The organism is Bowmanella yangjiangensis, assembly GCF_018531185.1.
Lineage (GTDB): Bacteria > Pseudomonadota > Gammaproteobacteria > Enterobacterales > Alteromonadaceae > Bowmanella > Bowmanella yangjiangensis.
Genome location: NZ_JAHDJU010000001.1, coordinates 1,975,954 through 1,989,686 on the forward strand (window position 1 = coordinate 1,975,954; position 13,733 = coordinate 1,989,686).

At 48.7% G+C, this 13,733-nt stretch carries 10 protein-coding genes and 1 pseudogene; 1 reads left to right on the forward strand and 10 read right to left on the reverse strand.

The genetic code is table 11. The features are described 5' to 3' along the window. Nucleotides 1–12 precede the first annotated feature (12 nt). The 10 genes from KJY73_RS08810 to KJY73_RS08855 all read right to left on the reverse strand — a co-directional run bounded on the left by KJY73_RS08810 (nucleotide 13) and on the right by KJY73_RS08855 (nucleotide 12,405). Nucleotides 13–1,245, reverse strand: a complete 1,233-nt coding sequence (locus tag KJY73_RS08810; protein ID WP_214342911.1) for a sensor histidine kinase — start codon at nucleotides 1,243–1,245, stop codon at nucleotides 13–15. Then, nucleotides 1,232–1,915 carry a response regulator transcription factor gene (locus KJY73_RS08815; protein WP_214342914.1) on the reverse strand — a complete coding sequence of 228 codons (684 nt, stop codon included), beginning with the start codon at nucleotides 1,913–1,915 and terminating at the stop codon, nucleotides 1,232–1,234. The genes KJY73_RS08810 and KJY73_RS08815 overlap by 14 nt, the downstream gene beginning before the upstream one ends. Nucleotides 1,916–1,939: 24 nt before the next feature. Further along, nucleotides 1,940–3,064, reverse strand: coding sequence for a type 1 glutamine amidotransferase domain-containing protein (locus KJY73_RS08820; protein ID WP_214342917.1), 1,125 nt, complete (start codon nucleotides 3,062–3,064; stop codon nucleotides 1,940–1,942). Nucleotides 3,065–3,165: 101 nt separating this feature from the next. After that, nucleotides 3,166–4,080, reverse strand: a complete 915-nt coding sequence (locus KJY73_RS08825) for an alpha/beta hydrolase family protein (protein ID WP_214342919.1) — start codon at nucleotides 4,078–4,080, stop codon at nucleotides 3,166–3,168. Nucleotides 4,081–4,178: 98 nt separating this feature from the next. Then, nucleotides 4,179–5,261: an acyltransferase family protein gene (locus tag KJY73_RS08830; protein WP_214342921.1), complete on the reverse strand. Its 1,083-nt coding sequence runs from the start codon at nucleotides 5,259–5,261 to the stop codon at nucleotides 4,179–4,181. 68 nt (nucleotides 5,262–5,329) lie between these two features. Further along, entirely contained in the window at nucleotides 5,330–6,622 is a 1,293-nt protein-coding gene (nagP, locus tag KJY73_RS08835; RefSeq protein WP_232848431.1) for an N-acetylglucosamine MFS transporter NagP, read from the reverse strand. A gap of 73 nt (nucleotides 6,623–6,695) precedes the next feature. Continuing rightward, on the reverse strand, nucleotides 6,696–7,817 hold the full coding sequence (gene nagA / locus KJY73_RS08840) for an N-acetylglucosamine-6-phosphate deacetylase (RefSeq protein ID WP_214342933.1): 1,122 nt from the start codon (nucleotides 7,815–7,817) through the stop codon (nucleotides 6,696–6,698). A gap of 12 nt (nucleotides 7,818–7,829) precedes the next feature. Further along, entirely contained in the window at nucleotides 7,830–8,828 is a 999-nt protein-coding gene (gene nagB-II, locus KJY73_RS08845; protein WP_206594491.1) for a glucosamine-6-phosphate deaminase NagB-II, read from the reverse strand. Next, nucleotides 8,828–9,721: an N-acetylglucosamine kinase gene (gene nagK, locus KJY73_RS08850; RefSeq protein ID WP_232848432.1), complete on the reverse strand. Its 894-nt coding sequence runs from the start codon at nucleotides 9,719–9,721 to the stop codon at nucleotides 8,828–8,830. Before nagK ends, nagB-II begins: the two co-directional genes overlap by 1 nt. A gap of 131 nt (nucleotides 9,722–9,852) precedes the next feature. Next, on the reverse strand, nucleotides 9,853–12,405 hold the full coding sequence (locus KJY73_RS08855; protein ID WP_214342934.1) for a family 20 glycosylhydrolase: 2,553 nt from the start codon (nucleotides 12,403–12,405) through the stop codon (nucleotides 9,853–9,855). 448 nt (nucleotides 12,406–12,853) lie between these two features. Here KJY73_RS08855 and KJY73_RS08865 point away from each other — a divergent pair. Beyond that, a pseudogene (locus KJY73_RS08865) lies at nucleotides 12,854–13,458 on the forward strand (cupin-like domain-containing protein). The last annotated feature ends 275 nt before the right edge of the window (nucleotides 13,459–13,733 follow it).

Here is a 13,733-nt window from a genome sequence, read left to right on the forward strand (position 1 = left end):
ACGCACTTTATGTCAGACGGTTAAGGTGGCAAAGGTCAGGCGAAAACAGGTACCCTCATGGTCAGATTGGCAGCTTATTGCGATCTGATAGTGATCACATAGTCGCTTAACGATAGACAGACCAAGACCTAAGCCCTGGCTTTGCTCACCCTTTATTCCTGGTTCGAATAAGTTGGGCTGTAACTCCCCGCTGATGGCCGGCCCCTGATTAAAAATAGACAGGCTCTGATCCTCCTGATGAATTACCAAAGCACCGTGACCATGAGAGATGGCATTGTTTATCAGGTTTGACAGAATAATGTCTAACACAACGGGGGGAATGCTGACCTCAAATTTGTGGTCAATCTTCAGGCTCAGCCTTTCTTGAGCCAATGCGTCAAGATAGGGGAGTAAGGCGTGTTCCAGTGCATTTTGCAGTCGTACATTCTGATATTGCAGATTTTCTTCCCTGGCGAGCGCCAATAACCCAGCTAGGCATTGTTGCATCCTGATTTTATTGTCTTCCAGGCGATTAAGCAGTTCTTGTTGTCTTGGTTGCAAGGCGGTTTCTTTTAACAACGTCAGTGCGCCATCAAAAACCGTCAACGGCGTGCGTAGTTCATGGCTTATATCACGGGTAAACTGTTGCTCACGCTGGATAAATGCATTGATTCGCTGCATTTGCGCATCCAATGCATGCGCCATTATGCCGATTTCGTTATTGGGGTAGGCGTTGGCAAAGCCCTTTGGTAAGCCTGCTTCTGTGGTATTTTCTATCGTCTGGGTCAGACGGGATAGGGGTTTGAGTAATCTATTGGCAATAGACAAGGCCAGTGAAATTGACAACACCAGCACCAGCGACAGGCACAGCAGCAAAAACGTCAGCATTTCGCCCTTTATGCTTCTGACAACCAGATAATCGCTGACTTCGGCAAGCAATAAGCGCCCATCATCTAACTGCTTGAGGTGAAAGTGACGGCCATCATCCAGACCAATTTCTTTGCGCTCGGGCTCTGCTCGCAAAATCAATTGCAATGCTTTGGGCAGCTGCTGGGCATCAGAATATAAGGTAATAAAGGGTAGATGAGGCTCTGCCCCAGGGCGCTGGTTTAAGCGCATCGCTTCATCATCCAGGACCCGTTCAAAAAATTTATCCTCGACATGGTAAGCAAAAAGAAAGCTGACAACGCCAAACAGCAGAGCCGTCAGACAAGTGACAAGCCCGATGCTGAACAGAAGACGGTACTTTACACTATGCCGCTGCATGCGGGATCTCCAGGCTAAAACCAATTTGGTGTTGGGTGTGCAAGAGCGGTTGCTCGAAGGGTTTATCCAGCCGTTGACGTAATTGATAAATGTGGGAGCGCAGTGCATCAGAGTCTGTTGGCTCATCTTGCCAAATCCGTTCAATCAGCTCGCTGCGGGTGACGACTCTGGGGTGCGCCTGGGCAAGGATTAGCAAAATTTGATAAGGAATAGGATTAAGCGCGATTAACTGCCCCTGGCGCCACACTTGCTGGGAGCGCTTATCAATCAGTAATGGACCTAAGATGAGTTGATGGGCTTGATTGGATTCATGGCGTCTGGCCAGAGCCAGACAACGCATTTTAAGCTCCTCAAGTGCGAAAGGTTTAGTCAGATAATCATCTGCACCCAGTTCAAAACCTTTGACCTTATCGCTCAGGCTGTCTCTGGCGGTTAACATCAAGATTGGAATATGCCGAGTGGCCTGACGGCGGAGCTCAGAGCATAGCTGCCAGCCATCCAGACCTGGCAGCATAAGATCCAGAATCAACAAATCATAGTAATGCTCAAGGGCAAGTTGCAGCCCCAACTGACCGTTGTGGGCAAAGTCCAGTTGCCAGCTCTCCACCGCCAGGTATTCGGCGATATTGGCCGCAATATCCTGGTTGTCTTCCACGATCAGTATTTTCAAGGGCGGTATCCTAAAGTGAAGGCGCTACCTGACAACCGGCTTGGATGTCAGTTGGTCCAATAGTTCTTGTACTTTGGTTGCGTCAGGATGGCTTTGTAAAAATGCCTGCAAGCTGTCGCGAGCAGCCTGGTGTTTACCTAATGCCTGGTACTCTTTGGCAAGCTGCATAACGAGTACCGGATGCTGCATTATCGGGCCCACCAGTTCCATAATTCGGATGGCGTTGTGCTTGTCATTTTCCTGCTCACCAAATAGGGCAAGATAATAACCGTACATGCCGATCAGCTCTACTTGCACTTGAGTATTTTGCGCCAGTTGCTCTGTGCTATAGAGCTTACCCTGCAAAATCTCATGCACCAGCCTAATACTGTTATCGTCGGTGTAGTTGGGCGCCACCTTGATGTCCAGACCCAGTTTGGTCACTACGGCTAATGCGGTATCGACGGTGGAGAAGGGGTTTTGCCCTGTGATTAAACGGTCGTCTTCGCTGACATGGCTCAACATTAAGGCTGAGCGTTCAAAGGAGGCGCCGCGCTCTTTTAACTTATCTTCCAGCAAAAAGGCGAAGTCTTTTTTCCACTTTTTGCCAAATGCCGCCTCTTCCTGATTGGTGAAACCATTGACCTTTCTACCCGCAACCAGGTAGCTGCCATCCGAGAGCTTCACATCAACCAACGCTGCCGGGCCATGGCAAACGGCAGAAACCACTCCGTTGTTCTCCCAGATATCCCTGATCAGACCTTGCAAGCTACTATCCTGCCACAAATCGAACATCGGTCCTTTACCACCCACGATAAATACGGCCTGATAATCTTGGGCGTCTAGCTCGGCCAACTTCAAACTGTGGGTCAACAGGGTTTTGGCCTTAGGATCGGCTAAAAATGACTGATTGTACGCTTTGCCTGGGTCGTACTTATCTGCAACCGGCTGGCCACCTGCCGGACTGGCGATATCAACATCAAGACCATGACTAGTAAATACAAGATAGACTTTAGCTAGCTCATCAAATTCAAAACCAGGCTGGATAATTTCATCTGCGGCGTTTATTTCACCATGGCTGCTTACCACCATCAGTACCCGCGGTTTAGCATAGAGTCCGCTGCTCAGCAGCAAACCTAAAATCATTAAGGCAAAATGTATTGGTTTCATAAGAATACTCCTGTTTGTTAGTACGCTTAGCATTCCAGCCAGTATGTGAAAGTGCTGTGAAATGGCATGGCAGGTACGCTGTCTTTGTGGCTGGAAGGCGATTAAAACCAGTGCTGCAACTGCTCGGGGTAATCTTCTGGCAGAATATGCCCGGCATTTAGGCGAATGTGCTGTTTAGACGTTGAAGGGATAAGGTCGAATAATCGTTGGTTGTCGTCCTGACTGGCGTATTCATCGTTATCTGCACTTATCAGGGTAACCGCATTATCTTTCAGGCCACTGAGCCATTGCAGCGGAGATACCAAGGCTGTTTTATCGTCTATATGGGGCGGGACTATGGCCAACACTTTGTTTACGCGTTTATCCACTGCGGCTAAAAGCAAGCTGACCTGTGCACCCATACTGTAACCGGCGACATTTACTTGCTGTGTATCGAATTGCGGTTGAGCACTAATCCAATTAAGCAGCATTCTGTGATCCACAACCGTATCGTGGATCATGGCTTCATAACCTTGTCGTTCGCCCCAGATATGCAGATCAGACATGATGTCGTTAAGAAGATAGTCTGGATTTTTACGTTGACCATGTTCCCGGGCATCAATCGCGATAACGGCATAACCTTTTTCAAGCGCCATACGAGTTAGCTTATGTACTTGGGTTAAGGATGGTTTTCCATTGAAGCTATCTTGCCACCAACGAATCTGACTTCTGCCCATGGCATGGACACCAACCATTACCGGTATTTTGCCGGTAAGCTCGGCAGGGTCAGAAGGATAGTGCAACTGCCCATTCACCTTCGCACCATCAAAAGAGATATAGGTGAATTCCCAGGCGGTGGTGGAAATAGGTTGCATCTCTAATGAAACGGCTGTTGGGTTGTTTAGCAAAAATGCTTGCTGACGCTGTTGTTCAGTGAGGTTATAGGGAGACAATCTAAAAAAACTGTACCAAATGACGGTTAAGACAATTAGCCCAGCAACCAACACTATCATTCCACGTTTTACCAAGTGACGCATATCTCTACTCCTTAAATAGTTAGGCGCACTTTAAGACCGAATACGTGAAATGGATGTGAAATAAAAAACGCCCTGATGACAGGGCGTAAATTGAAAAATTAGAGTTTGATAAAGATTTTTCGCTTATACAGCCAGGCAGACAGCAGGTAAAGCAAGCCCACCGCAATCAAGGCGAACAGCAAGGATGCGTTCTTCTGCGACATAAAGCCGCTAAAAAACTCGAAAGTCCACTGATAGGCACTGATGGTCTTGCCGTCTACTTCAAAGCGAATAACCTGACCAAGAGTTGCGGCATATAACCAGGACAACACATAGATAAACAGCGGGTTGCTGCCGTAAACCTGTGCCCAATGAAATCCTTTCTGCCACTGGCGGATATCGTGGCAGTACACAATCAGTGCCAGGGTTAGCCAGGCAAATGCGGCTGTTACTAATACGTACGAACCCGTCCACAGGGCTTTATTGATGGGCTGTAAAGGATGCCACAACAAACCGGCTAGCAGGGCAATGGCGGCCCAGGTGAGCAAGTTCTTAATCTTAGTCTGATTGGTGGAACAACCGGATAACATGCTGGAAGTAAGGTAACCGGCCAACAACGTCACTGTTGCAGGAAGGCAGCTTAGCAACCCCTCTGGATCAAAAGCCATTCCAAAGCCCTGATACAGGTGGTTAGCGCCAATAATTGCCATATCCAGTTGGCGAACCAGGTTGTGCTCCAGCGACCAGGGATCGGCATTAATTTGCATAAGCAACCAATAACCAATCAATATGCCAGCGCTGGCCAGCCATATGCCGCGGGTATTGAGGCTTAAGATAATCAGCGCGCCGACAAAGTAACAAAGGGCAATGCGTTGCAATACCCCCATAACGCGCCAGTTTTCAGGGTCGCCGGTAAAGGGATAGATGTTCAGTGCAAAGCCAATTATGAACATTAACAAGGTACGTTTAATGATCTTAACCCAGGGGATTTGGCCCTTAGGAATGCGTCCCATGGAATGAAACATGGCCGCGCCGACGATAAACAAAAAGAATGGAAAAATGAGATCGGTTGGTGTTAGGCCGTGCCAACTAGCATGTAATAGTGGCGCATAAACATGTGACCAGCTTCCTGGGGTATTGACCAAAATCATGGCGGCCAGGGTAAGTCCCCTGAAAATATCCAGACTCAATTCTCGTTTCATTGAATCACCTCTTAACATTGATACAAAAAAGCGCGCCATATAGAGCGCGCTCTTTTGATTTGAATTGCTTACCAGCTACGTTTTTTGTGACCGGCTACCGCGAAGTACAGAATAAACAGATAGCAAGGTACGAGTACGATGTAGCCAAACTGCTGACCGGCTGCATCACCTGAGCCGCTCAGCAGACCCCAGAACATAGGGCCGAAAGCGCCTCCGGCAATACCCATAACCAGTAAACCAGATGCAACGCTAGTCAGCTTGCCTAAGCCTGATAGTGCCATAGGCCACACGGCTGGCCACACAATGGCATTGGCCAAACCCAGCACAGCAATAAGCAACAAGGAATTTGGTAGCTGCGCACCACCAAAAGGTACCAGCAAGGCATCGGCAAGAGCAGTTGATTCAGCACTACCAAATACTATGGTCAGAGACAGCAGAATACCCAGTACGGCCGAGAAGGTTAGTGCTTTTTGCTGGGAAATAACCCGTGGGATCAGGATGATCCCAAGTACATAACCCACCACCATGCACACCATAGTGTAGGAGGTCATGACACTGTAGTTTTCTACCCCTAAAGACAGTGCGTAGGCACCGATAGTATCAGCCGCAATAACTTCGGCTGCGACGTAGAAAAACAGCGACAGCACACCCAGAACCAGATGAGGGTGGCGCAGTGCTTCTTTTACTGTGCCTTGTTCGCCAGTCTCTTCATCACCATCTTCCAGCTCTGGAATAGGGGAGAACTTAACAGCCAGGGCAATGACACCAAAGAAGGCAGCCATACCCAGATAAGGCAGAATCAAGCTGTCAGCCATCATGGTGACTTCTTCGGCGGTCAGTTCTTTACCAACCAGGCCGGTAAATTGAGCGGCAATCAGCGCGCTGAACACCAGCGGGGCGACGACACCGGCACTCTTATTCAGAATACCCATGATACTGACTCGCACCGCGGCAGACTCTTCAGGGCCTAAACGCACCACATAGGGGTTGACTGCAGTTTGCAGAAGCGTTTGGGCAATACCCATACATAGCTGGGCAAACAGGAACAGGCCGAAGGTTTGGGTTTCAGCAGCCGGGATGTATAGCAGGGCAGCTAATAACATGCCGCCGATGGCCAGCGCCATGCCGTTCTTATAACCAACCTTGCGAATAACCCAGGCTGAGGGAATGGCTGTAAAGGTAACGGCAATATAAAAGTTGCCCAGAATTAACGCTGCTTGAAAGGGAGTCAGGTCAAAAATTTGTTTTAAATACGGCATTAACGAGCCGTTTAGCCAGGTTGCAAAGCCCAATATAAAGAAAAGACCAGCGACAATGGCCATGGGAATGGCATTGCTTTTGGTCAGGTCGCGGCTACTCATTGTGGTATCCATCTTATTCTCACTTTGATTAACGCCAGGCCGAAGCACCGGCACACTTGTTGATGCCGGCGGCTCAGAGCATTGCCTGACCGCCAATCCAGTTTTGTTTTACATGCTGGTTTTCATCCAGCAGTACCATATCTGCCTGGTAACCTGGGAGCAACTTACCAATTTTGTTATCAAGTCCAAGGTAACGAGCTGGCGTCAATGAGGCCATCAGAATGCTGTCGCTAATGGTAAAGCCCAGATCACGATGGCAATTACGTACCGCACTGGCCATATCCAATGCCGATCCTGCAAGAGTGCCGCCGGGTATGGTCAGCATGTCACCGTCGCGGCGAATGGTGGTGTCAAAAAATGGCAACTCATTCATCTCGGCACCCACATGCGCCATGGCGTCAGTAACCAACATAATGCGCTCAATACCTTTAGCTTTAATGGCCGCTTTAGCACTGATGGCATGTACGTGGTAGTGATCCAGAATTAATCCACAGTAACTGTCGCTGGCCAAAGCGGCGCCTACCATACCTGGTTCACGACTGGTCATGGCTGACATAGCGTTAAACAGGTGGGTAAATCCATCCGCACCGGCTTCTATGGCCGCCAAGGTGGTATCTACATCTGCATTGGAATGACCCAAACAGACCTTAACACCACGTTGAACCAGTTCACGGATAATGTCTGCAGGCACATTCTCCGGTGCCAGGGTGACCAGCACTTTACCCAGATCATTGCGGCAAAACTGTTCAAGTTCTGCATCAGTGATAGGGCGGATAAACTGCTCCCTGTGTATACCCTTTTTAGGTTTACTCAGGTGGGGGCCTTCAAAGTGAATACCATGAATGCCTGGCGTATTGGCGGCAATCGTTTCGGCCATGCCGTCTGCGGCACGACGGATTATGTCCAAGCCGTCGGTAATCAGCGTAGGTAACATAGCGGTAGTACCAAAGCGGGCATGGGCTTTCAACATAGTGGTCAGGCCCTGAACAGATTGGTCGGTGTTAAATAACACACCGCCACCGCCATTAACCTGCACATCCACAAAGCCGGGGGCCAGCAGGCCGTCCACTTCGACAGTTTCGGCCCCAGCCTGCGGAGCAAGCGAAACCACTTTGCCATTTTCTACTGTGACACAGGCATCCTGATGCAACTGCTCACCATCGAAAAATAATTTGCTTAAGTAACTTACCGCCATGAATATCCCTTCTTACAATGTTTGCGTTACTTTATTCAGACCAACAGGTGAGTCCGGGTCGTAACCCAATTCTTGGGCTACCTGTTCAACATCTAAATAGAAACGTTGCAGTAAGGTTAATGGGGCCAGGCGAGGGTGGACATCCTTAGATGTTTGGTTCATATGGCACAGTACGGCGCCGCGACGACCTACTTCTTCGATTTGTTGACGGTGGGCTTCTACCGACTCATCTTCAATAGTCAGGTCAACCACGGCCAGTTTCTTCTGTACCAAAGTGACTGGACCATGCAGGAATTCGGCACTGGAGAAGGCTTCAGCATGCACGCTGCATACTTCTTTCAGTTTCAGTGCCAATTCACGTGCGATGGCGTAACCAAAACCACGACCCAATACAACGCAGTGTTTCAGGTCACGGACAAAATCCACAGTCAACTGAACAGGCGCTTCGATGGCTTGTTGCAGGGCGTCTGGCAGTTGCTCCAGCGCGGCAATCAACTCTTTATCCTGCTTCCAGTAGGCCACCATTTGCAACAAGGCACTCAGAGTACACAAATAGCTCTTGGTTGCTGCCACGGCTTTTTCTGCACCAGCATTTAAAGGCAACACGAAATCGACCAGCTCAGCCAGAGGAGAGGTGGTGTCATTAACTAAAGCCACCACCAAACCACCGGCATTTTTGGCTGCTTTAGCCTGGGCCAGGATATCCGGGCTACGGCCAGACTGAGAAATAACAATGACCAGGGCTTGCTTAAGCTTCAGTTCTTTACCGTAAACACTAGCCACAGAGGGGGCGGAAGCGGTAACAGGTGTACCTGTTTCGATTTCAATCAGGTATTTGGCAAACACGCCCGCGTGATCTGATGAACCACGTCCCACCATCAACACAAAGGCAGGATCAAACAAGCGGATACGTTGACCTAGCTGATAGCAAGCCTCCTGGTTATCCACTAACTGGCTTCTGACTCGATTGGGGGTTTCAGCGGCTTCTTGAGCCATGATACTGGTTGACATTAAGCTTTCTCACTTACTAAGGCTTGTTGTTGGGCAAATAAAATTGCTCCGTTTTCCGGAGGCTGCTTGGCGGGCTCGACCCGTTCGCGAACATCTTCGTCCAGCCAAGGTTGGATGCGTGGTGCCAGACCGCCGATCATCGACAATCTGGGCGGGTTGTAGGTTAACAGTTTTCGCGCTAAACGGCTGATGTAATCCGCCCCGTTTAATACGATATCCAGCGCCAGGGTGTCTTTAACCGCGGCCTGTTCAATAACCAATGGCGCCAGCTTGGCATAAGCGGATGGCTTAAGATTCGCCATTTGCTGTGCCAACTCTTGGGCATTTTTGCATTGGGTGAAATCTAATACGCGCTGTGATAGTTCACTATTTGGTAACAAGCCATCCAGGGCTTGCAAGGTCTGCTTGATAGCGGTAATGCCCATCCAGGCGCCGCTACCTTGATCGCCGACACTAAACCCGTAGCCGCCAAATTCGTGGGTATGGCCGTTAACATTAACCATACCTATTGAACCGGTACCGGCGATAATAACAGCTCCATCCATGCCGTTATGCGCCCCCATGCAAGCTATTTGCAAGTCGGTGGTAATGTGGAACTGAGCAAAAGGGTGGTCCCACTGCTCCAGCATCACGCGATATTTGGGCAGGTTAACACCGGCCAATCCTGCGCCTACAATAAGTTGGTCAACCGTACTTGAAGCTAGGCCTGCCGCATGCAGGGCTTGTTCAGTGGCATCCATAATGGAATTAATGGCTAAGTCCAGCCCCTGATTTGGGTTGGCCGGACCAGAGATACCTGTACCGAGTGCCTGTCCCTGTTCATCTGTTAGCAGCACTTTGCATTTACTGCCACCACCGTCAATACCGAGGTAGAGATTTTCCAGCCTCTTCATTTACACATTACCTTCTAACAAATCGGAACAGGTCATGCCCATTACAGGTTGACCAGCGAAACCGTAGCCTATCAAAGAAATGACAGCGTTGTCATTTTGTTTTGTAATCATTTGGTAAAGTTTTTTCATCTTTAATTCACCAGTGTGATGCGACTACTGCGTTGCATACCTGGTAAGCGAGAGCGCAGTTCCACTTTACCCTGAACTTTGACCGGCCCTTGATAGACCGTCCACACACCGTTAACTTGGCGATACTCAATTTGTAACCCCGGCCACAAGGTATTGGCATACAAAGTTCCCTCAACCACTTTGGCACCCGGAGGGGGCAACCGGAACATCACTTTGTCGACCATCGCCGGAAGGTATTTGCTTACCAATGCCTGACTGAAGCCAGCCCAATCCTTGCGTAAGCCGGTTTCCTGTGCGCTACCAAAGTAATCAGTAGCGGGGCCGTACTCTCGTCCTGCTTCATAGGCCAATTCCCAATCTGCTTTGTGCCATGCGCGTTCGGCCATGGCATGCAGGCGCGGATAAATCATAAATTCGGTACGATTGTCGTCTCTTACCGTTTCACTCCAAAGCTGTCCTTGCATGCCTAAGAAACTGGCACCAGGTTTGAGAGGTGAGTCGTCTTTGGCAGTGAAAGGGGTACCCATTCGATTTGGCCAAAACTCTGCATGGGCAGGTAAGTTATCCGGCATAAAACGGAACACCTTAAAGCTGTCGGTATTGCGTGAGGCCCAGTAATAACCTGGCTCTAGCGGATCCAGTGCATAAGGAAAGTCAAAATATAAGGCGTCAGGAATGGACAGCACCACGTCCCAGCCGCGGTTAGCGAAATCCTGCGCGCGGTTGTGACCTTGCCAGAACAGCGCATCCCATATGTTAGCTTGAATACGTGGTGCCAGTTTTTCCTGCTCAACATGGCTTAAGCCATCGCTCCAGGCGCCTGCGGTGATCCCCATGGCATTAACAATCTTGGTCACCTTTTCTACGAAATAGGCCGTTAACTGCTCAGGATCATCCATATTGTTTTCAGCGATGATATCAGCACAGGCCGGGGACTCTTTCCACGCACCTGCGGTCTCATCGGCACCAATATGGTAGCGATTGAGAGGCATTCCTGCGTCCTGATGCATCTTGTTAATTTCATTCAGCACCTTGCTGACGAAGCGATAAGAAGAAGGCAAGCAGGGGTTGATAGTGTTGTCATTGTAAAACTGCACCGATGAATAGACTGTGGTGTCTTGTAAGTCGGTGAGTAAATATTCATTGGCCAGTTCAGGCTTTTCCTGCTGCATAAATTTATTGTATCTGGCCATCATGGAGCGAGTTGCGGCGCGGGAATGGCCGGGCATATCTAATGAAGGAATGACTTCGATATGACGAGCTTTAGCATAAGCCAATATTTCCTGGTAATCGGCCACACTGTAATAGCCATTACCCGGTGCATCCCGGTTAGGTCCCGCACCTAATTGGGGCTGCAGACACTGTGTTTCTGTTGGGTCGTAACAGCGATAGGCGCCGATCTCCGTAAGCTCTGGTAACCCAGGAATTTCCAAGCGCCAGCCTTCATCATCTGCCAGGTGGAAATGCAATTTGTTAAGCTTAACGCTGGCCATTTGGTCCAACAGTCTCAGTACCATGTCCTTACTGTGGAAGTTGCGTGAGACATCAAGGTGCATTCCGCGGAACGGGTATCTGGGCTGATCCTGATATTGGCCACTGGGAACCTTAGCATCCTGTGCCAGGGTAGCCAGGGTGATTAAGGCGTAATAGCGGCCGCTGCCACTGGCTGAGGTCACCTGAATACCCTTGTCGCTAACCTTAAGATGGTAAGCATCGGTAGCAAGACTTTGATCATCGACAAAACTAACCGCAACACCATTTTGATTAACGGTAATACCACGAGCATCAAGATATTCTAATGCATGCGCAATGACGTCGGATTGCTTAACCGCGATACCACCGCTTAGGTCAACACTTGCACCGTCTAATTGTACGGCACTGATGGCAGGGATAATCCTTGCGGCGTGCGCAGGAGACTGAGCAGAATTGATATCCTCATAATGGCTGTAAAGCCACTGGGCGTCAGCCAAGGGCAAGCTATCCTCCTGGCTACGTCGATACTGCTCAGGTTTGCTAAGCGGAGCCACATGTTGATTGTAGGTAAGCTGACTATCCTGGTCTTTGACTTCCCTGGTGCTTTCAATAATGGCTGGTTTTAAGCCATCGGCTACCACAAAGTAGTTGGGCATCTGATCGGAAGCCGATGCGTGCCAGAAAGTGCCTTTAAAAGGAATATCGTAAACCTGACCGGCTTTGAAACCGTTGAATGCAGCTGAAGGCTTGATGATATGCAAGTCACCATTGACATGGGTGATATCAAATAGCTCACTGCTATCCTTTTGAATAGGGGTCGTATGGCTAAAGTAAAGCTGCCAGTTTGCTGAGGAGAAATCTTGTGACGCCTTCAAACTAATGCGGGCATCAAAGCACTTACCGCCGCCAATTTTATTATCGCAACCTTGAGCATTCACATTGTCAATAACCTGGTAACTAACATGCAGATCTTGAGCAAGATTGTTTAGCTGTGCTTGGTTCAACGTGGATGCTTGTGCGGTTGCAATTCCACCAAGCATAGAGAGACCAATGGCAATTTGAGATAGTTTAAATCCAGACAAGAGACAATCCTTTATGTTGCTATTCAACCCGACTCAGGCTGTATATTTTTTGTTTATGACAACGCTGTCATTTATGTTAACAAAGATGTATTGTCTTGCAAATGTTTTGTTTGGATTCCAGGTGCGACTAGCTAATAGACAATGAATTTTAATGGAATTTGATTTTTAGGTCTGATGGAGGCAAATGTCATCAGCCTAGCTCAGGGAAAAGGAAACAATGGATAGTATTGAAACTATGGAAAGTTCAACCATAAGCTGTCTTAGGTTGTTACTCGAAGGTCGGGAACGACCATTAGTGATTAGAAATTTGGTATCCCATTGGCCTTCAGTGGGGACGAATAACACTGATCTATTAATTTATTTGCAGGGATTAGCCAACTCGAAAGCTATAGTAACTTTAATGAGAGGGCGAGCAGAAGACAGAGGTCGGCTGTTTTATACAAGCGACATGCAGGGATTTGATGAATCACAGGCACAGCAAAAGATCTGGTTGGGAAATCGGGTATCCATCGCCGCTCATTACGATGAGCCTGACAATCTGGCCTGTGTTGTCAAAGGTAAGCGTAGGTTTACCTTATTCCCCCCGAACAAGTGAGCAACCTATATATTGGCCCCCTAGACTTCAACCCGGCCGGACAGTCCATCAGCATGGTTGACTTAGCTAATCCGGACTTTACCCGCTATCCAAAATTCAAAGATGCGCTGGCAAGTGCTAAAACGGCCGAGCTTGCAGCCGGTGACGCTATATATATTCCAAGTCTTTGGTGGCACGCCGTGCAATCCTTAGCGCCGGTTAATATGCTAGTAAATTTCTGGTGGCGTGAATTGGCTGAAAGGAATGCGGTACCCTTTGCTTCCATGCTGCATGGCATTCTTGCTATAGGTCGATTACCCCAACGAGAAAAGGAAGCTTGGAAAGCGCTATATGAACACTATGTTTTTGGCGGTAAAGACCCGATGCCTCATTTAGAAGAGGCACACAAACTTGCCCTGGGTGCGCGCAATCAAGATCTGGTAAGAGGAATGAAGGCATACATCGCAGAAAGCATGTAGTTGTGTTAAATCAAAGGTATGGTGCTTAGGCCCGTGTTTACACTTTACAATGACAGCGCTGTCACTGTATGTTAACTGAGATAGAAAGGGTTGATCACATTTTTCTACTTGGTGGCACATGGAACAGAAGAAACGCCAGCTTTGCGGTAAATTAGATGCTACAGAGAATTAAACGCAGTGTTTGCCATATTCATTTGTTTAGTGAAACTTGCTTTTAACCCTACATTTATTGGTCCGGCTCACGTGGCCGGATTTCATCAACTATACAGTTGTAT

Bases quoted from the DNA above. Each gene is read 5' to 3' on its own strand.
- KJY73_RS08810 (WP_214342911.1), bottom strand. From the start codon at position 1,245: ATGCAGCGGCATAGTGTAAAGTACCGTCTTCTGTTCAGCATCGGGCTT.
- KJY73_RS08820 (WP_214342917.1), bottom strand. From the start codon at position 3,064: ATGAAACCAATACATTTTGCCTTAATGATTTTAGGTTTGCTGCTGAGC.
- KJY73_RS08825 (WP_214342919.1), bottom strand. From the start codon at position 4,080: ATGCGTCACTTGGTAAAACGTGGAATGATAGTGTTGGTTGCTGGGCTA.
- KJY73_RS08830 (WP_214342921.1), bottom strand. From the start codon at position 5,261: ATGAAACGAGAATTGAGTCTGGATATTTTCAGGGGACTTACCCTGGCC.
- nagP (WP_232848431.1), bottom strand. From the start codon at position 6,622: ATGAGTAGCCGCGACCTGACCAAAAGCAATGCCATTCCCATGGCCATT.
- nagA (WP_214342933.1), bottom strand. From the start codon at position 7,817: ATGGCGGTAAGTTACTTAAGCAAATTATTTTTCGATGGTGAGCAGTTG.
- nagB-II (WP_206594491.1), bottom strand. From the start codon at position 8,828: ATGTCAACCAGTATCATGGCTCAAGAAGCCGCTGAAACCCCCAATCGA.
- nagK (WP_232848432.1), bottom strand. From the start codon at position 9,721: ATGAAGAGGCTGGAAAATCTCTACCTCGGTATTGACGGTGGTGGCAGT.